At 71.9% G+C, this 18100-nt stretch carries 20 protein-coding genes and 1 pseudogene; 12 read left to right on the top strand and 9 right to left on the bottom strand.

Annotated features, from left to right (window positions below):
• Positions 1 to 3 precede the first annotated feature (3 nt).
• The 9 genes from ACIRJR_RS09325 (at position 4) to ACIRJR_RS09285 (ending at position 8870) form a co-directional block, all read left to right on the top strand.
• Positions 4 to 1425 (top strand): hypothetical protein, encoded by a 1422-nt coding sequence (locus ACIRJR_RS09325; protein WP_403776170.1) that lies wholly within the window; start codon positions 4 to 6, stop codon positions 1423 to 1425.
• Entirely contained in the window at positions 1425 to 2576 is a 1152-nt protein-coding gene (locus tag ACIRJR_RS09320; RefSeq protein ID WP_403776167.1) for a phage tail protein, read from the top strand. Before ACIRJR_RS09325 ends, ACIRJR_RS09320 begins: the two co-directional genes overlap by 1 nt.
• Positions 2573 to 3499, top strand: a complete 927-nt coding sequence (locus tag ACIRJR_RS09315; RefSeq protein ID WP_403776164.1) for a hypothetical protein — start codon at positions 2573 to 2575, stop codon at positions 3497 to 3499. The genes ACIRJR_RS09320 and ACIRJR_RS09315 overlap by 4 nt, the downstream gene beginning before the upstream one ends.
• An 11-nt stretch (positions 3500 to 3510) precedes the next feature.
• The gene (locus tag ACIRJR_RS09310; protein WP_403776161.1) at positions 3511 to 4122 is read left to right on the top strand and encodes a hypothetical protein; all 612 of its coding nucleotides are present in this window, start codon (positions 3511 to 3513) and stop codon (positions 4120 to 4122) included.
• Positions 4123 to 4135: 13 nt separating this feature from the next.
• The gene (locus ACIRJR_RS09305; protein WP_403776158.1) at positions 4136 to 5944 is read left to right on the top strand and encodes a glycerophosphodiester phosphodiesterase; all 1809 of its coding nucleotides are present in this window, start codon (positions 4136 to 4138) and stop codon (positions 5942 to 5944) included.
• A gap of 61 nt (positions 5945 to 6005) precedes the next feature.
• A complete protein-coding gene (locus ACIRJR_RS09300; RefSeq protein ID WP_403776155.1) occupies positions 6006 to 6875 on the top strand; it encodes an N-acetylmuramoyl-L-alanine amidase in 870 nt (289 codons plus the stop codon).
• 3 nt (positions 6876 to 6878) lie between these two features.
• The gene (locus ACIRJR_RS09295; RefSeq protein WP_403776153.1) at positions 6879 to 7085 is read left to right on the top strand and encodes a hypothetical protein; all 207 of its coding nucleotides are present in this window, start codon (positions 6879 to 6881) and stop codon (positions 7083 to 7085) included.
• Positions 7086 to 7112: 27 nt separating this feature from the next.
• Positions 7113 to 7424: a hypothetical protein gene (locus ACIRJR_RS09290; RefSeq protein WP_403776150.1), complete on the top strand. Its 312-nt coding sequence runs from the start codon at positions 7113 to 7115 to the stop codon at positions 7422 to 7424.
• Positions 7425 to 8207: 783 nt separating this feature from the next.
• Positions 8208 to 8870, top strand: coding sequence for an HAD family hydrolase (locus ACIRJR_RS09285; RefSeq protein ID WP_403776147.1), 663 nt, complete (start codon positions 8208 to 8210; stop codon positions 8868 to 8870).
• Here the strand turns inward: ACIRJR_RS09285 and ACIRJR_RS09280 are convergent.
• Complete coding sequence (locus ACIRJR_RS09280) at positions 8851 to 10077, bottom strand: helix-turn-helix domain-containing protein (RefSeq protein ID WP_403776144.1); 1227 nt, start codon at positions 10075 to 10077, stop codon at positions 8851 to 8853. The two genes, ACIRJR_RS09285 and ACIRJR_RS09280, sit on opposite strands and share 20 nt — an antisense overlap.
• 253 nt (positions 10078 to 10330) lie before the next feature.
• Between ACIRJR_RS09280 and ACIRJR_RS09275 the strand changes: the two genes are divergently transcribed.
• Positions 10331 to 10639 (top strand): hypothetical protein, encoded by a 309-nt coding sequence (locus tag ACIRJR_RS09275; RefSeq protein WP_403776142.1) that lies wholly within the window; start codon positions 10331 to 10333, stop codon positions 10637 to 10639.
• A 332-nt stretch (positions 10640 to 10971) separates the two neighbouring features.
• Here ACIRJR_RS09275 and ACIRJR_RS09270 read toward each other — a convergent pair whose 3' ends face one another.
• The 5 genes from ACIRJR_RS09270 to ACIRJR_RS09250 form a co-directional block, all read right to left on the bottom strand.
• A complete protein-coding gene (locus ACIRJR_RS09270) occupies positions 10972 to 11205 on the bottom strand; it encodes a helix-turn-helix transcriptional regulator (protein ID WP_403776139.1) in 234 nt (77 codons plus the stop codon).
• Positions 11206 to 11675: 470 nt separating this feature from the next.
• Positions 11676 to 12557, bottom strand: a complete 882-nt coding sequence (locus ACIRJR_RS09265) for an SDR family oxidoreductase (RefSeq protein WP_403776136.1) — start codon at positions 12555 to 12557, stop codon at positions 11676 to 11678.
• Positions 12554 to 12916: a DUF952 domain-containing protein gene (locus tag ACIRJR_RS09260; RefSeq protein ID WP_403776133.1), complete on the bottom strand. Its 363-nt coding sequence runs from the start codon at positions 12914 to 12916 to the stop codon at positions 12554 to 12556. Before ACIRJR_RS09260 ends, ACIRJR_RS09265 begins: the two co-directional genes overlap by 4 nt.
• A 9-nt stretch (positions 12917 to 12925) precedes the next feature.
• Positions 12926 to 13930, bottom strand: coding sequence for an NAD-dependent epimerase/dehydratase family protein (locus tag ACIRJR_RS09255; RefSeq protein ID WP_403776131.1), 1005 nt, complete (start codon positions 13928 to 13930; stop codon positions 12926 to 12928).
• Positions 13931 to 14003: 73 nt separating this feature from the next.
• A complete protein-coding gene (locus ACIRJR_RS09250) occupies positions 14004 to 14957 on the bottom strand; it encodes a LysR substrate-binding domain-containing protein (protein ID WP_403776129.1) in 954 nt (317 codons plus the stop codon).
• A 255-nt stretch (positions 14958 to 15212) separates the two neighbouring features.
• On the opposite strand from ACIRJR_RS09250, the gene snpA reads away from it, so the two are divergent.
• Positions 15213 to 15884: a snapalysin gene (gene snpA, locus ACIRJR_RS09245; protein WP_403776126.1), complete on the top strand. Its 672-nt coding sequence runs from the start codon at positions 15213 to 15215 to the stop codon at positions 15882 to 15884.
• A 97-nt stretch (positions 15885 to 15981) separates the two neighbouring features.
• Here snpA and ACIRJR_RS09240 read toward each other — a convergent pair.
• The 3 genes and pseudogenes from ACIRJR_RS09240 to ACIRJR_RS09230 all read right to left on the bottom strand — a co-directional run.
• Positions 15982 to 16110 (bottom strand): annotated as a pseudogene (locus ACIRJR_RS09240) (TetR family transcriptional regulator); the annotation flags it as partial.
• Positions 16111 to 16169: 59 nt separating this feature from the next.
• Complete coding sequence (locus ACIRJR_RS09235) at positions 16170 to 16529, bottom strand: DoxX family protein (protein WP_403776123.1); 360 nt, start codon at positions 16527 to 16529, stop codon at positions 16170 to 16172.
• A 63-nt stretch (positions 16530 to 16592) separates the two neighbouring features.
• Positions 16593 to 17087 carry a cupin domain-containing protein gene (locus ACIRJR_RS09230; protein WP_403776120.1) on the bottom strand — a complete coding sequence of 165 codons (495 nt, stop codon included), beginning with the start codon at positions 17085 to 17087 and terminating at the stop codon, positions 16593 to 16595.
• Between the two features lie 81 nt (positions 17088 to 17168).
• Between ACIRJR_RS09230 and ACIRJR_RS09225 the strand changes: the two genes are divergently transcribed.
• Entirely contained in the window at positions 17169 to 18020 is an 852-nt protein-coding gene (locus ACIRJR_RS09225) for a LysR family transcriptional regulator (protein WP_403776117.1), read from the top strand.
• Positions 18021 to 18100: the final 80 nt, after the last annotated feature.

Below are 18100 nucleotides of genomic sequence, written 5' to 3'. Positions count from 1 at the left end.
AGCATGCCGATGATCGTGGATCCGTCCGCGCCGCAGATACAGCCGCCGGTGCGGGTCACGTCCCCGGACGGGTACCTCGCCGCGGTCGTGGACGAGGTATGGGCGGGGGTGGTCCTGTCGTACGACGCGGCCACCCCCGCCGACACCGCCCAGAATCTGGCGCTCAACCCGTCCGTGGAGGTCGACACGGCGGACACGGAGACGTACACCGGCAGCCGCGCCAGGGTGACGACTGACGCCCGGTACGGGTCGGCGTGCGTGCGCAGCACCCAGACCTCCGGCACTTTCAGCGGGGTGGCGTGGCTGATCACCCCGCAGGGCGCGGACACAGTGCTGCGGGCCTCGGTCTGGGTCAAGGTGCCGGGCAGCGGAACAACAGTGTTTTTCGCCTTCCGGTCGGCGGGCGGCACCCTGGGGACCGTGTCCGTGGGCACCCCCGCAGCCGGTGAATGGGTGCGGGTCACCGCCCAGTACACCGTGCCCGCGGGCCAGACCTGCGACCGTGTGGCGATCGCCTACAACGCACCGGCAGGTACGGGTGCGGTGTGGCTGGCGGACGCGATGATGGTCGAGGCGTCGACCGGTGCGGCCGCGCCCTACGTGGACGGGTCCCAGCCCGGGTGCGTCTGGGACGGGGCGGCGCACGCCTCCACGTCCCGCCGGGTCACCACGGACATGGCCCCGCAGGACATCCGGCGGGTGCGGATCGTGCGCCAGGACCCGGGCGCGGCTGCCCCGGTCCCGGTCCGCTCCGCCGACCCCGCCTGGGCGCTCGAGGGCGTCGGCACCGCCTACGACCATGAGGCGCCCCTGGGCGTGGCCGTCGTCTACACCGCCACCCCCATCTACGCCGACGGAACGACCGGGGCGTCCTCGGCGCTCGCTGTGACCGTGCCCGCGCCTCTGCCCGGCGAGCCCCGGGACGTGTGGCTGAAGAGCGTGGATGACCCGTCCCTGTCCCTGCGGGCGGTCATCGTGGGGAAGCCGGAGGCGTCCGCGGTTGGCCGCCAGGACGTCGCCGAGGTCCCCGGATCCCCGTACCGGGTCGTCGCTTTCGACGAGCACGCCGCCGAGGCATACCCGCTCACCATCGACGTCCCCCCGGCAGCGGTCGAGCAGGTGCGCCTGCTGCTGCGCTCCGGGGTACTGCTCCTGCAGACCAGGCCCGGCTACGTCACGCTGCCCGACGCGTATCACGTGCCCGCCGACATCACCGGCCCGATCTCCACCGGCCGCCTGGGTGCCTCCACCGGCTACCAGTTCAGTTGGTCGGTGGAGCCGGTGGACCGCCCGGACACGGCCGAGCAGCCCATGAGGATGCCCGCCTGGTCCTACGAGCAGCTCGCCGCCCGCTACGCCACATCGGACGCGGCCGTCGCCTCGTACTCCTCGTGGGCATCGCTCAGTACGGACGGAGTCACCTGATGCTGCAGGCCTCCGCCCGCGCCTTCGCCGCGGTCACCCAGGCGGCCCGCCGGCCGATCCGCGCCGCCTGGTCCAACGACAGCGGGCAGACGTGGGTGCCGGTGCCGCGCCTGGCGGCGGCCGAAGTGCGGCCGGACCGTACCGCGGAATGCCGCTACTCCGGCACCGCCGACCTGATCGGCGTGCCCCTCGGCCCGTCCGGCGTCAACAGCGTGATCACGCAGGTGCGGCTGTGGCAGGGCCTGCAGGGGCCGCGCATGGACGTGGAGTGGATCCCCGCCGGGGTGTACGTCATCGACCAGCTCACCCGCACCCGGCACGGCGCCACGGTGGAGCTCCTCGGCCGCGAGGACGCGATCCGCTCCGCGCAGCTCCCGGTACCCCGCACGGTCGGCCCGGACTCCGCGCAGGCCCTGGCGGAGGTCCTCATCGGCGAGGCCCTGCCCGGTGTTCCCGTCGCGTGGCTGCCCGGGGCGACACCGGGCACCGGCGTGCCGGCGTTCGTCGTCGAGGAGGACCGGTGGGGCGCCCTGTCCGGGGGTACGGACACGACCGGGGTGGGAACCGGGATCGCCGCCGCGCTGGGAGCCGACGTCTACGCGGACGCCGACGGCGTCATGACCTTCGCCCCGGTGCCCACGCTCGCCGACCCGGTGGTGTGGCGGATCCCGTACGGCGTGGCCCTGGTCGAGCCCGCCGAGCAGGAGACCGCCGAGGGCCTGGTGAACCTCTGGGCGATCAGCGGCGACGGCGGGGACGGGGCCGAGGCGGTGGGCCCCGTGTACGTGTGGGACGACGACCCCAACAGCCTGACCTACGCCGGGCCTGACCCGGTCGCTGATCCTCTGGCCCCGCAGCGGGACGGGCTGACCGGGGTCCGGATCCGGTCCGAGCGGTACGCCTCGGCGCTGATCACCGACATAGGGCAGGCGTACGACGTCGGGCGGGCCCGCCTGGCGGACTCCCTCGGTATTCAGGCGTCGCTCAGCTTCACCTCGGCGTGCAATCCGATGCTGGAGCCCGGCGACGTCGTCGAGGTCGAGGTCCGGCCGGGCGAGTGGCAGCGCCACATCATCGACTCCTGCCCGTACTCCCTCGGCTCCGCCACCCAGTCCTGCACCACCCGCACCACCACACGGAGGCTGACGTGAGCGACCCCGCCGACGACCTCGGGCGTCTCCTCGTCCCGCAGCCGCAGACCGGTCTGCAGACCCGTTCGGCGCAGGTCGACGGCGTCACCGACCGGGGCGTGAACCTGCGCATCGGGGACGAGCTGCTGCTCGACATCCCGTGCTCCGAGGGCTACCGCAACCGGGCGGCCGGCGACTGGGTGGCCGTCACCAAGAGCGTCCGGCCGGTCGTCGTGTGGCGGCTCGGCGACGATCCGGGCGAGGCGACCGAGGACGAGGTCCGGGAGATCGCCGCCGACACCGCCTCCGACCTGCAGGTGGTCCGCGCCGTCACCTGGGGCACCGGTGCACCGTCCGGGACCGGGTGGCAGGCAGGTACCACCGTCCATGCCCGGAAGAACAGCGCGGGCAAGGTCGAGTTGTACGTGCAGCTTTCCGCCGTGACGGACACGTCGCCGGACGTCCCGCCGGGCCGCGCACCGAGCCCGGTCACCGTCACCCCCAACAGCTCCGGGTCCTGGCGCAACGGGCGCCCCGACGACTACGCGAACACCCCCATGCAGGGCGACTGGACCGGCGGCGGCAACAGGCGCGGCGGCTGGTTCTACGGGGCGAAGATCGCCTCGGCGTGCGCGGGGAAAAACGTCTCCTCGATGACTGTGGCGTTCACCAGGACCCGCGGCTCCGGAGTCAACGCCAAACGGCCCATGCACCTGTACCTGCACGACTACCAGAGCGAGCCGTCCGGGCAACTCGCTGTCGGCGACGGCCCTGAGGAGCTCCTGCAGCTGTCCGTCGGGGCGCGCGGCTCCGCGACGCTCCCGGCTTCTTGGCGCACCGCCCTGGCCTCCGGCACCGCCCGGGGCCTGGCCATCTACGCCTCCGGCCGCACCGACTACGCCGGGTTCACCGGCGGTCAGATCACCATCCGATTCTCACCCTGACAGGAGGCCCGATGGCCACCATCGGATACGCCCAACTCCCCGTGCCGGGCGGCGGCGACGCCCCGACGTGGCCGGCCGCGCTCGCCGAACTGGCTACCGCGATCGACCCGCACCTGTGGCAGCACGTCACGAACAAGGCCCAACGCGACAGCCTGTACGCGGGGGCACCGGTCGGAACCGCGGTCACCGCCGCGAACGGATCCCTCTGGATCAAGACCGTCACGGCGGGAAACACGTGGGCGACGATCTACGAGCCTGTCGAGGCGTGGCGGGCCGTCACCCCGGCCAGCGGGTACCAGGGCGGCGAGTTCGCCCCGCTGGTGCGCAGGATCGGCATGCAGGTCCACCTGCAGGGCCGCCTGCAGCGGGTCGACGGCACCGTTTTCCCCATCTCCGGCATCAAGATCGGGTCGGTGCCCGCCGACTGCAAACCGGCAAAATATGGACAGTGGGCGGGCGGGGCATCCCTCACCGGCGACGCCGCGATCGGCGTCGGGCGCATGGAGGTCCTCGGCCTGGCATCGAGCACCTCGGTGGGCGTGGCCGGAGACATCATCTGGTACTCGCAGGACGGCACCGGCGTCCCCTGGGTCGACCTGTCCGGCTCCTACTGGCTCGACTGAAAGGCTCACCCCCGTGCCCCTCTACACCTACGGCGGCACCCCCGGCGAGGTCCTCACCGACCTGCAGGGCACCGTCGTCCCCGACTACCCGATCAACGTGCGCATCGCCAACTCCGGTGAACTTGTCACCGCCCTGTACGAGGCCGACGGCGTCACACCGATCGGTCAACTCCGCTCGAACGGTCCGGCGTCCACGGCCCCGGGCGCGATACGGCAATGGCTCTGCGAGTGGCCGCAGATCGAATACGAGTACCTGGCCACCGGCGGGCGCACGGTGCGCTGGTACCAGACCGGCCGGGAGGTCGCGACCGAGGCGCTGCAGGCCGCCACCGGGGCCGCCGTCCTGGCGACGACGGCGGCCGAGCAGGCTACGGCCGCGCTCACCGCGTCCGGGACTGCCGCGGCGCTCGCCACCACCGCCGGTACGACAGCTGACGCGGCCGCCGAGGACGCGGCCGCCGCGATCGCCGCCGTGCAGACCCGGCTCGGCACCGCCGCCACCGTCGACACACTGCCCGCCATCGTCATTGACGCGCACCGCGGCGGCGCCGGCGAAAACCCGGAGAACAGTCTTGCCGCGCTACGCGCCGCCCGCGCCTACTCCCAGGTCCTCGACATCGACGCCCGCCTTCTCGCCGACGGCACGCTCGTCAGCATGCACGACGCCACGATCGACCGCGTCACGAACAAGAGTGGGACGGCGTCCGCGATGACGGCATCACAGCTCGAGGCCGCCCGCCTCGACCCGTCGACCTGGTTCGCCGCCGGGTACCCGGACCTCCCGATCCCCACGGTCGAGGACCTCCTGGACCTGTTCGGTGGCCGCTACGTCCTCACCGTCGAAGCGAAGGACGCCGCCTCGGTCCCCGCCCTGGCCACCATGATCAAGGCCAGGCGCCTCGAGCGCTCGGTACTCATCAACAGCAACAGCACCTCGGTCATGAGCACCATCAAGACCAACGGCTGCTTGGCCCACCTGTGGCGGTCCGCCGCACAGATGGCCACCGACAACGCGGCCACCATCAAGAACACCGGCGCGGACCTCCTGGACCTCGACATCGCCGGGACGGACGCCCAGATCACCGCGGCGATCGCGCAGTCCTATCCGCTCGGCGTCTACGCCCACACCCTGACCCGCCGCCTCCAACGCGACCGGGCCCTGGCCCTCGGCTGCCGCGGCATCATCACCGACTACCCCGCCTACGTGTCCGGCGCCGTACCCCGCCGCACCGCGAGCACGTTCTCCACGGGCACATGGGGGCCCGGATACGTGCCATCCGGTGCAGTCCGCCCGGTCCTGGACGCGCAGGGCCGGATCCCGCTGCCGCCGCCCGCCTCCTCGGCGCCCGCCGACGCCGTGGTCCTCCTCGCCGGAGAGCTAGGTCCCGCACCCGCCACCGGCACCTGGGAAGTCAAGTTCAGCGTTCCGACGGCCGGGTCCGCCGGCTGGTCCCACCTGTCCCTGCACCTGGGAATCGACGACGACGGCACCGTTCTGTCCGGCTCCGACATCCGCCACAACGGCTACACCGTCCAGGTCAGTGCGACGCGGTCCCTGAAAATCTACCGGGACGACAAGACGGCCGGGACGAGCACCCAGCTGGCCAACACGGCGGCGGGCGCGGACATCCCCGCGAACACCGTCTACACGCTGCGCCTGGTCCTGACCGGGACGCAGCTCACCCTGTCCGTGCCCGAGCTGTCACTGACCACCACGGTCACGGACAGCACCCACCGAGCCCCTTGGTCCGTGTTCGTCGGACGGAACTACTCCGCGACCGCTGGCGGGCTGATCAACATCGTCAGCATCAGCACCCCCTGAACCGCTTACTCGAGCTGCCCCGCGCCGATCGGCCCGGGGCTCCTGCATGTCTGGAGACCTGATGGCCTGGTACCCGAGGGCTACGAAGTACGAGCTGCAGCCGGAGTCGGACAGCCAAGCAGCGATCCGGCCGACGCAGCTGATCGTCCACTCGATCATCGCCCCGTGGACCGCGAAGCGCGTCTACGAATACTGGCGCGACAGCACCAACCTGGAGAGCCACTTCGGTCTCGGCTACGAGGGCGACCTCGGCCAGTTCATCGGGACGGAGACCCGGGCCGACGCGAACGCCGGCGCGAACCGGCGCTCCGACGGAACTGGCGCGGTGTCCGTCGAGACCGCGTCGAACCTTCAGGGCACCGACCCGTGGACCGACGAGCAGGTCGAGGAGCTCATCAAGCTCGGCGTGTGGCTGCACCAGAAGCACGGCGTGCCACTGCGGATCTGCCGCACCCACGACGACCCGGGGTTCGGGTACCACTCGATGTTCTCCCAGTGGTCAACCTCGGGCACCGCCTGCCCCGGCAAGGCCCGCATCGCCCAGTTCAAGACCGTGGTGTTCCCGGGCATCGTCGCCCGCGCCAACGGCAAGACCACCGACACGTCCGAGGAGGACGACATGCCACTGACCACGGACGACCTCAAGCTGCTGTGCACCAAGGACGGGATCTGGCCCGCGCCGAAGGACGCCTCCGACTACGACCCGAACCCCAAGAACAAGGGGCACTACTGGGCGCTGGGCACGCACATCGCCGTGCAGAGCGAGGGCATCCGCGCGGTCCGCCGCGAAGTCGCCGCGAACACGGCGGCCATCACGACGCTCGCCGGGCTCATCGGCACCGGCGTCGACACCGCGGCGGTTGTCGCCGCTGTCGAGGCCGCCATCAAGGACGCCGTCATCACCGTCGACATCAACAGCCAGGAGGACTGACCCATGAAGATCAGCAGCGCTGCCAAGGCGGTCGTCGCCGGTCTCGCGGCCGGCGCGACCGCCGCCGCCACCGCCGTTCAGGACGGGGCGTTCACGACCGGAGAGGCGGTCACCACAGTGCTCGCCGTCCTCGGCGCTCTCGGCATCACGTACGCGGTGCCCAACCGCACGGCAGGGACCGACCGGGTCACCCCCGGCCAGGGGATCTGACCGCCCCTCGCACCAGGAGGCATGCACGTGGACGCTGCGACGCTCGGCGCCGTCGGAACCATCGTCGTCGGGCTCGCAGCGGCCGCGGCCGCGCTGATCGGACAGCGCGCGGGCGCCCGGGCCACCCACCAGGGCGCCGTCATGACCGGATACGGCGGGCTCGTCAACGAGCTCCAGGAGGAGCGCGCCGCGATGCGCACCGAACTCACTGCCGTCTACTCCGAGCTCGCGAGGGAGCGCGCCGACAAGGCCGCGCTGCATCTGCGCGTCGCCGAGCTCGAGGCGGGCATCGCCGACCGTGACCGACAGATCGCCGCCCTGGGAGGGACGACACCGTGACGACCCACCTCGAGCCCCGCCACCGCGCTGCGGGAATCCTTGCCAGGCGCTGGCGCTCGCTGGCCGTGACAGCGGTCCTCGCCGTCCTGGCGGGGGCGATCGTCCTGGTGTGGCTGCGGATCGATGCCGAGGCGCAACGCACCGCGAACGTGGCGGCCGAGGCCGACCGGCGTGGTGATGCGGTAGGCACCCTCGCCGGGGACGTGCGGACACTACGTGCGCAGATCCAGGCCGAGGGTGGGACCCCGGCGGCACCCGATCCTGCTGCGGCGGTCAATGACCTGCCGGACAGAGTCGAGGTACCTGTGCCGATCCCTGGTCCGTCTGGTCCTGCTGGCGCGAAGGGAGAGCGCGGCCCGGCCGGTCCGGCGGCGTCCCCTGTGCCAGGCCCATCGGGTGCAGCAGGCACGGACGGGGCGTCAGTGATCGGTCCTGCCGGTCCGGCTGGGCCACAGGGTGAACCGGGCCCGGCTGGCCCAGCCGGGCCTGCGGGCGAGGGCGGGAAGGACGGAAAGGACGGGGCGGATGGGCGCGACGGGCGGACCTGCCCTGACGGGTACAGCCTCCAGCCGCCGCCCGGTGACCCGGACGGGCTGATGTGCCGTCGTGATAGGGCACCCGCGCCCGACCCGGAGCCGAGCCAGGAAACCGCCGGGCCACTCGCCCTGGACCCGTTCCGCCGGCAGTACCCATGACGAACGAAAGATCCCCCTGCCCGCCCCTCGCCAGGGGCCGGGCAGGGGGATCTTTCGTGCGCCTGGATTCCCCCTCTACGATCACCGCATGATTCGTGCGGTTGTGTTCGATGTGGGCGAGTGTCTGGTGGACGAGACCAGGGAGTACGGCACCTGGGCGGACTGGCTGGGGGTGCCACGGCATACGTTCGCCGCGATGTTCGGGGCGGTGATTGCCCAGGGCCTGGACTACCGCGAGACGTTCCAGGTGTTCCGGCCCGGGTTCGACCTCTACGAGGAGAGGGAGCTCCGGGCCGAGGCCGGGCATCCGGAGCGCTTCGGCGAGGAGGACCTCTATCCCGATGTCCGCGACTCGCTCAAGGCTCTGCGCGCAGACGGGCTCTGGCTCGGCATCGCGGGCAACCAGACGGTGCGCGCTGGCCGAATCCTCCGGGAGCTATTCTCCCCGGACGTCGATCTGATCGGCACCTCGGACGACTGGGGGGCAAGCAAGCCCGACCAGGCGTTCTTCGACCGGGTCGCCGAGGTCGTCCCGGCCGGGCCTGCTGAGATCCTGTACGTGGGCGACCGTGTCGACAACGACCTACGCCCCGCCGTCGCGGCCGGGATGCGCACGGCCCTCGTACGCCGGGGGCCGTGGGGCACGATCCAATGGCACACCCCAGAAGCGCAGGAGCTCCCGACGTTCCGGGTAGAGAGCCTCCTCGAGCTGTCGCCACTGATCCAAACGTTCAACGCGCCAGCGCGCTGACGGTCGTTGACCACCCGTAGAGGCGCTCGTCCAGGGCACGCACACACGGCTCATGCTGGTGCGCGGTGAGGGACTGCCGAACATCACGGATCCGGTCCATGCCCGTCGCGTACCAAGTGCGCTCGAGCTGGTCGAGTGCCTGCAGCGCGTAGTCGCACGCCGCATCGGGGGCTCCGGCTGCAGCCTCGACGGCGGCCAGGTCGCCGAGGATCACCGACCTCTGTTTCTCCTCGGCGGCCGGCAGCTGCTCAAGCACAGCAGACAGGGTGGCGCGGGCCTGGGGCAGGTGGCCAGCGCGCAGTTCCGTGTTGCCGCGGAAGGCAGCCAGGCGCACCGGGCTGAACCAGTCCAGCCACTCGGGAACGGGGAGGTCCTCGGCTGCGGCCAGGAGGTCCTCGCCGTGGCCGATGAGGTGGAGGGCCGTCCGGTAGTTCCCGGCGCGGGTCTCACACTCTGCCTCCACTGCGTCCAGCCAGGTGAGCAGCAGGGCAGGGGCGGGCCCGCGTCTCGCGTACGTTCGGGCGGCGACCAGTCGTTGCACTGCGTCGTCCCGCCGTCCTTCCCAGGCAGGGATGAACGCGGTGTGCGCGAGGACCGCCGAGCCGAGCAGTTGGTCATCTGCCTCGCCCGCCGCCTGCAGGGCGCGCAGCAGCGTGGCGGCCGCGCGCTCCGGCTCCTGCAGGTCGAAGAACTCAATGCGGCCGGCGAGGAGCCAGCTCTCTCCCAGCGCTGCAGCTACCGTCACGCGGGTTTGGCCTGCCGTCTCCTGGAGCAGGGCACAGCCGAGCGTGGCGTGAGCGAGTGCGGCGGGGTGGAGTGTTGCCGGGGCAACAGACCAGTACAGGCGCCGGTGTGCCCGGGTCACCGATCCGTAGTCGGCTGCAGCTGTGGCCGGTTGCATGGCGGCTACGGACTGGACGGGAACCGTGGCCAGGCCGGCGGGCGGTGTCGCCCGCTGCTGTGCGCGCGGCTCGGAGGTGCTGTCATGCCCGGGCGGGCGGCGGAACCCGAGAGCCTCCATCGTCTGGCCCGTTGCCCGGGTGAGGGCGCCCTGCAGGTCCGCGTGCGGCCAGGGCGGGTTCTCCGACTCCCAGCGTCGCACCTGCCGCACTCCGACGCCCAGGGTGGCGGCAAAGGCGGTCTGTGTGCGGAACCCGGCGGCAAGCCGAGCTGCTTTCAATCGCGTGTTGCTGGCCGGTTGTGGCACGACGTACCTCCGTGTTGGGCAATCAGGCCAGTGTTGCAGTAGGCCCTATTCGAGGCTAGCTGTCACCCGTTCGAACGCATGAAAGTCCTGTTTTAGCGCGCGAAGAGTCCTCTGTAAGCCCTCGTTTCGGCAGGCCCTGAGGGCCAGTCTGAACGGACTGTTGGCGGGCCTGCCGAGGAGATAGCCCATGGGTGTGCGCACGATTCGGGATTGCAGAGTCGAGGCTGCGGGTGAGGTTTGGGAGGCGGTCAGGGTGCCGCGCAGCGCGGGCCTGGACGCTCTGGGCATCCTCGGCCGTCGGTCGGGGGCCGTCCTCGAGGACCCGCTGAACGCGGCCCTCTATTTCTTCATCCCCCGCGGGGCCGCAGTCGACTGGGACGTGGACGGTACCCGTGTGCTCGGAGAGGACGACCACCTGGTCGTCCCGCCGGACCGGCGCACTCAGGGGCCGGGCCCTCACTGGCGGATCTGCCCCGCCCCCGACGCGTGGACCACCGACCCCGCCGCGTTACAGGCCGCCCTGCAGGACGCCGTGTCCACTCGCGTGGGACACAGCCGATGACCGCCCGCGCCCGGGCTGCGGCCTACACCTCGCCGGAGTGCCGTGCCGCCGTCGGTTGGCCCGAGGCTCACAGGCACTGCGCGGGGAACGGACAGATCGTCGCGGGGGCGGCAGTGGCCGAGCGGCTGCGCTGCGCCTGCACTTGCCACGGGGAGGCGCGCCGATGAGCGACACGAAGCCGCAGCAGCCCAAGCGGCCCGAACAAGACCCGGTGCTCGCCGATCTGATCTGGTTGCAACGCACTCGCGAGCGGCGCCTCACGGACGCGCGCCGCACCCAGTGAGCTCCCTGTCCGTACCCGAGGTCGGCGGCGGCCGGGGTGCGGGCAGGGCCTATTCCTGGACGAGGTCGGACACGGTCATCTCGAGAGCTCGGGCGATCAGGAGCAAGTCACTGAACCGCGGGTCACTGGTGCCTCGCTCGATGCGCTGCAGGGTGCGCCGGTCGATACCGGTCATCTCCGCGAAAGCTTCCTGTGTCTTGCGCGCTCCGGAGCGTAAGACCCGGATGCGTTCCCCCAGGTCCCGACGCTGTTGATGGATCTGTTCCGGGAGATCGCGGGGCACTCGACAAAACTCTGACCTGCGTGATCTCGTGTCAGCGTCAGGCCTGACGCATTCTCGGGATCCCCCACATCGACCGCCCGTCCGCCGAGCACCCCCGGCGGGCGGGCGGTCTCTTGCCGTGCAGACCCGCACGCGTGGGAGAAGTGGGAGACCGGTTGGGAGATGATCATGGCTAATCGTTGCGGGCGAATGCTAGATACTGCTAGATAGAGCCAGATAAGGGTAGGGCGTTCATGCAGGTCAGCGAGATATGCGCAGGTCAACTAACCGCGCAGACGGCACCCCCGTGGAACGACAAGATCTTCTGGGAGACCAAGAAGGCCTGATCTCCGGCCAGGAGGTACGACCCGCGATTCCGCCGGTCATGCCGCCTGCCTGTCCGCACCCGGTCCGCGGGACGCCGAGCAAGGCGTCCCGCACGGACCGGGTGCGGTCTTCTTTCCCGGCGGCGAAGCCCCGGCACGCCCGGATCAGGCGTCCACCAGCAGGTGGCGGTAACTCTCCGGGTTCTTCCTGAGGTAGGCGGCCAGGCTCTGGGCCGGGCGGCCCGTCAGCGTGGGAACGGCGTCCGAGACCCTGTCCAGCTCACCGGCGGCGATCGCCTCGTACGAGGTGACCCAGCCGGCCACCTCCCACTCCTCGGCTCCGTGGTGGGCTCGTGAGGCGTAGGCCTCCTCCCGTGTCTCGGGGACGTATCTGATCTCGCGTCCGGTTCGGCGGCTCAGCTCGACGGCGGCCTCCGCCAGCGTGATCGCCTCGGGGCCCGTGAGGTCGTACGTCACGCCGTCGTGGCCGGTTCCCTCGTCCAGCAGAACGGCTGACGCCGAGTCCGCGATGTCCTCGTGGGAGACGGCCGAGACCCTCCCCTCGCCTCCGGGGCCGCGCAGGACGCCGTCCGCGCCGGTCATCGCGGGCAGCCCCGCCAGGTACCAGCCGTCCCGCAGGAAGGTGTGGCGCACTCCCGTCATCCTGATGTGCGCCTCGGTGTGCCAGTGGTCCCGGGCGAACGTGAACGTCGCGTCCGGTGCCGCACCCAGGAACGACACGTACACGACGCGTTCGACCCCCGCGGCGAGGGCGGCGTCCACAGCCGTGGTGTGCTCCAGCACCCGGTCCGGGCTCTCGTGCGCCGAGACGAGGAACAGCGTGTGAGCGCCGTCGAGTGCGCGGCGCATGGACTCCCCGTCCCCGTACGCGGCGGGAGGCGCGGCGGCCGTGCCGGGGAGCCTGGGCAGCCGGTCGGGGTCCCGGCCGAGGAGGCGAACGGGGACACCGGTGCGGGCCAGCCGCGCGGCCACCCGGCCGCCGACCGCTCCGCTCGCTCCGGTCACCGCGATGAGTGGGCTGATCACCGGGACACGCCCTCCTCACCCGCGGCGCGCGCGGTGTGCTCGGCCAAGGTGCGCACCTCCACGACCGCGTCGGCGGGCAGCGGTCCGTAGAGGTGCGGGAACTCCTCGCCGCCGGGCTTCATGGCCTCGTACCGCACGGGCGCCGGGAGCCGTCCCGCGTCGATGACCAGGACCACCAGGCCCTCCTGGCCGGATCCGTACAACGCCCGGGCGACCGCCGGGAGCTGATGGGGCAGCGAGCAGTGGATGAAGCCCTCCTCCCGCAGTGTCCGGCCCTTCGTGGACATCTCGTACGTCCCCGCTCTGCGGGCGGCCTCCCACAGGGACTCTTCGGTGAGGTGCAGCAGCTGTTCGGTCATCGGGCCACGCTACGGGCTGCCGGGCGACGCGAGGAGCTTCGCCTCGGTCCGCGCGTCGAGACCGACGGCCGGCCGGTCGGGCCGCTGCGGGGCCGCGCCTCCCAGACCGCGCAGCCAGGCCCACGTGTCCGCGACGGTCTCACCGACCGGTCTGCACCGCAGCCCGGCGGCGTGCGCCTTGGTGACATCGCCCTGGTGCAGGGTGTCGTGGAGCTCTCCGGCGGGCAGCCAGACCGGCAGGTCCGTCCACGGCTCGACACCCGCCGCGAGGAGCACCTCGGGGTCGGTCCAGCGCAGGCGGGTACGGGAACCGGTGACACGGACACAGGCGTCCAGGAACTCGCCCATGGTCGCGTGCCCGGGATGGCTCACCGTGTTGTACGCGCCCGACAGGCCGTCGGCCGCGGCGTCCAGCAGCCAGTCCGCCAGATCGCGGGCGTCGATGTACTGGAGGGCGGCATCCGGTGGTCCCGGCGCGACCATGTCTCCGCCCCGGGCCGCACGGCCCAGCCACCACGGCAGCCGGCCGATGTTCTCCCGGGGACCGAGGATCAGCCCGGCCCGCGCCAGCAGCGCCCGCTCGCCGAAGGCCTCCAGGGCCGCGAGCTCCCCTCCGCGCTTGGCCAGGGCGTACGAGACGTCGGGGCCGTCGCCTGGAGAGGCCCCGGCGACGAGCGGGCCGTCCTCCCCCAGTCCGGCGGGAGCGGGGTACTCGTACACGGATCTGCTGGAGACGTAGCTGAAGTGCCCCGCCCTGCCCGACAGCAGCCGGGCGGCGTCCCGCACGGCCGAAGGTGCGCCGCTCCAGGTGTCGACCACCAGGTCCCAGGCGCCGTCGGCCAGCTCCGCGAGCCCCGCGGCGCCCGCCGTGCGGTCACCTGTCAGGGCCCGCACCCCCGGCGGTGCCGCGTGGCGGCCCCGGTGCAGGACGGTGACCTCCCACCCGCGTCCGAGGGCGGCGTCGGCGACCGCACGCCCCACGAATTCCGTACCGCCCAGGATCAAGAGCCTCATGCGGTGGTCCTGCCCGTCGTGAGGTGCGCGGGAAACCGGACGTCGCTCTCGGCAGAACGGGGAACTCCCGGGCTCAGGACGTGTACGCGAGGGGGCTGCTGTGGCGCAGCAGCCACCGGTGGTACTGCTCGGCCCGCCGTGCCGCGTCGCGGTAGGCCGTCTCCAGTTCCTCGTACACGGCGTCCATGTCCGCTCCCGGCCTGGAGACCAGCAGCAGCCGCACCGCCAGCGGGTCGCCGCGCAGCGGGCGGATCGCCATGTCGTCGCGCGGGCCCGAGGTCGGCTGGCACGGGGCGACCGCTTCCCCGAGGACGACGAGGGAGGCCGCCGTGAGGTAGTCGCCGTGCAGCACGGGCGGATCGAGACCCGCGGCACCGAGGACGCGGCGCACCCCGTCCCATTCGCCGTCCACCGAAGGGTCGACCATCCACCGGTCGCCCGCCAGGTCCCCGAGGTCGACGACCGGCCGTCCGGCCGCCGGATGGTCCCGGGCCAGGGAGATGAACTGCGGTTCGCGTTCCACGAGTACCCGCTGGGCGAGCCCGCCCGGAACGGGGAGCGGCGAGCCTTCGACCTCGTGCACGAAGGCCACGTCGAGCCGGCCGGCCGCCACCGCTCCGAGCAGCGCCCGGGCCGAGACGTCCACCCGGAGCGAGATGTCGGTGCCGGGCATCCTCACCCGGAGTCCGCGCAGCCACCCGCCGATGACCCGGCTCGCCGTCGATCCGATCCGCAGGCGGGGGCCACCGGACCGGGCCGCTTCTGCCTCCGCCAGCGCCGCACCCACCAGGGCGGACATGCCGTCCAGCAGGGGGCGGGCGCGGCTGAGGACGGCGCGGCCCAGCAGGGTGGGCCGGCAGCCGGTCCTCTCCCGGCGGAACAGCTCCGCCCCCAACGTCCGCTCGATCCGCTGGAGCTGAGTGGTCAGGGAGGGCTGGCTGACGCCCAGGCTCCGCGCCGCCCGGTGCAGGCTGCCCGTGTCCGCGATGGCGCAGAGCGCCCTGAGGTGTCTCACCTCGAGCTCCATGACGGCGAGGGTATGGCTGTTCGCACGTCGAGCACCAGATGTCCCAACCCCACCAAACAGGGACGGTTCAGGGGGTGTCGGGGCGACCGGAACGTGCTGATTCCGTGCGCCTTCCGCCGGACGATAGGGCGGCGCTATCGCCGGTTGACATCATCCGCTGCGGCCCGGCCGGGCCGAGACTCTGTCCGTACCCCCCACCCGTTCCCCGTCCGGCTCCCCGGGCGGGGTTCTTCGGACAGGCAGGAGACACCCCCCATGAGACACCCCAGGACAGCCGTCATGTCGGCCGTGGCCGGTCTCGGACTCGCACTCGCCGCCGCTCTGGGCACCGCGCCCGCAGTCGCCGCCGCCCCGGCTCCCGTGTCCTCCCAGGCCACGGCCCAGGCAGGCTTCGCCGCGTACGCCGGCTCGAGCGAGAACGCCGCCGCCAACAAGGCCTTCTTCGACGCCGTCATGAAGTCCGTGGCCGAGAAGCGGGCCGCGAACCCTGGCGCCCAGGCCGTCACCGTGGTCTACAGCACCACCAACGCCCCCAGTTTCCGTGGCCAGATAGCGAGCAGCACCAGCATCTGGAACAGCTCGGTCAGCAACGTCAAGCTGCAGGAGGGCTCGAACGCGGACTTCGCCTACTACGAGGGGAACGACTCCCGGGGCTCGTACGCGAGCACCGACGGGCACGGCAGCGGCTACATCTTCCTCGACTACGCGCAGAACCAGCAGTACAACTCGACCCGCGTCACCGCCCACGAGACCGGGCACGTGCTCGGACTGCCGGACCACTACACCGGGCCGTGCAGCGAACTCATGTCGGGTGGCGGCCCCGGCACCTCCTGCACGAACGCCTACCCGAACGCCACCGAGCGCTCACGGGTGAACTCCCTCTGGCAGAACGGCCTCGCGGCCGCCCTGGCCCGCGCCACCTCCTGACAGCCGCACCACGTACCAGGAGCTGTCGGTAAATCGGGTGCAGGCGTGACGACGGCCTGCACGACCCCTCTGGGTTGTGCAGGCCGATCAGCTGTTCCTCGTCCTCGAAGCGGCGGTGGATCGTACCGACGACGACGCCGGCGCGCTTGGCGACACCGGCGATCGTCATTTCCTCCGGGCCGGATTCGGAGGCGGTCTCCTCGGCCGCCCGCAGCGCACGGGCCATGGACACCCCCTCCCCTCCCCTCCCGTCCCCTCCACGCACTGCGTCCGCGGCGGCTTCGATCACAGCCCGGTGGACAGCCGGACGGCCACGGCCGCCGCGGCGATGAGGGCGGCGTTGAGCGCGATCCGGCGGTCACCGCCGGTCAGGTGTACGGCGATCGCACCGATCTGCAGGAGGACGAAGCCGCCGGCCGCGGCCGTCGCCAGCGAGGGCGCGATGCCTGTCAGCGGTGGCAGGACCAGGCCGGCCGCACCGGCTGTCTCGACCGTCCCCAGCGCCCTGAGGGCAGGCAGGGGCATACGGTCGACCCAGGCCATCATCGGGCGGAGCTGATCGCGGCCGCGGATCACCTTCAGCGTTCCGGCATAGCAGTAGAAGAGGGCGAGCGGCCCGGCGACGATCCAGTAGGCGATCTTCATGGTTCCCGTTCATGGGCCACCGGGTTCGCGGGGGCCCGTCGATGACGTCGATTGCGTTCGGCTTCAGGTGAGTTCGGTGGCGGGCTCGGTCGCGTAGCGGCTCATCACCTCGGTGCGGGCCTGTCGCGTCGGCGTCCGGCCGTCGGCGAATGCCTCCTGGAGGTCCCGGAAGTAGTGGACGTACAGGTCGGGAGTGAAGGTGCTGAGCATGACCGCGGGCTCGTCGGTCAGGTCGGCGAAGGTGTGCGGGGCGCCCGGCGGAACATCACGAGCGTCCCCGCGGTGGCGTCGTGTTCCTCGTCCCCGACGGTGAAACCGCGCCGTGCCGGAGAGGACGTGGAAGCCCTCGTCGTGCTGGGCGTGGCGGTGCCGCGGCGGTCCCTGGGTACGCGGGGCGAGGCCGGACTCGGCGATCCAGAGGCGGTGCCCGGTGTGCCTGCCGTCCTCCAGGACGCGCATGCGCGTGGTGCCCAGAACGATCGTCTCGCCGTCGCCGGGACCCACCACCGATACGGCCGGGCCGCTCCGCCGCCCGCTGGTCCTCGCTTCTTCGGTCATGCTCACGAGTGCACCGCCGGGGCCCCGCCTGTGTCCAAGACCCATTCCGCGTAGCCGATACCTCATGGGTATCGTTGCAGCATGGAGCTACGGACCCTGCGCTACTTCGTGGCGGTCGCCGAGGAACTCCACTTCGGCCGGGCCGCCACCCGGCTGCACATGAGCCAGCCGCCGCTGAGCCGGGCGGTCAAGCAGCTGGAGGCCGACGTCGGAGCCCTGCTCCTCGTCCGCTCACCCGCCGGTGTCACGCTCACGCCGGTGGGTGCGGTGCTGCTCGACGAGGCGCGGGCCCTGCTCGACCACGCCGACCGTGTGCGTGTGCGCGTGTGCGCGGCGGCCGGTGCCGCGACCATCACCGTCGGCATCCTGGGAGACGGCACCGACCCGGGAGTGTCCAGGCTGGCCGCCGCCTACCGCCGGAACCACCCCGGCATCGACGTCCGCATCCGGGACACCGACCTGACCGACCCGACGTGCGGGCTGCGTGCCGGGCTGGTGGACGTGGCTCTCACCCGGGCGCCGTTCGACGAGACCGCCCTGGCGGTGCGTGTGCTGCGAACCGACCCCGTCGGCGTGGTCCTGCGCGCCGACGATCCGCTGGCCCGCCGCGACCGGCTGCGACTGGCCGACCTGAGCGACCGCCGCTGGTTCCAGTTCCCGCAGGGCACCGACCCCGTCTGGCAGAAGTACTGGAACGGCGGCAGGCTGCGCGAGGGTCCCGTGGTGCGCGCTGTCCAGGAATGCCTGCAGGCCGTGCTGTGGAACGGCACCGTCGGTCTGGCGCCGTTCGGTCACGACCTGCCCGGCGAGTTCACCGTGGTGCCTCTGACCGACATGCCGCCGAGCCGCGTGGTGGCCGTGTGGAACGAAGGAGACACCAACGCGTTGGTCCGGTCCTTCGTCGAGATCGCGACAGACGCGTACCGCCGCTGAGTGGCTGCGACCGGTGCTGCCGCGTCCGGTGAGGACCGAGTCCCGCAAGTGGTGGCCTTCCGCTGCCCCTCCTGGCGTGC

The organism is Streptomyces sp. NPDC102402 (assembly GCF_044765765.1).
Classification (GTDB): Bacteria; Actinomycetota; Actinomycetes; order Streptomycetales; family Streptomycetaceae; genus Streptomyces.
This window is presented reverse-complemented; position numbering and strand designations above follow the sequence as displayed.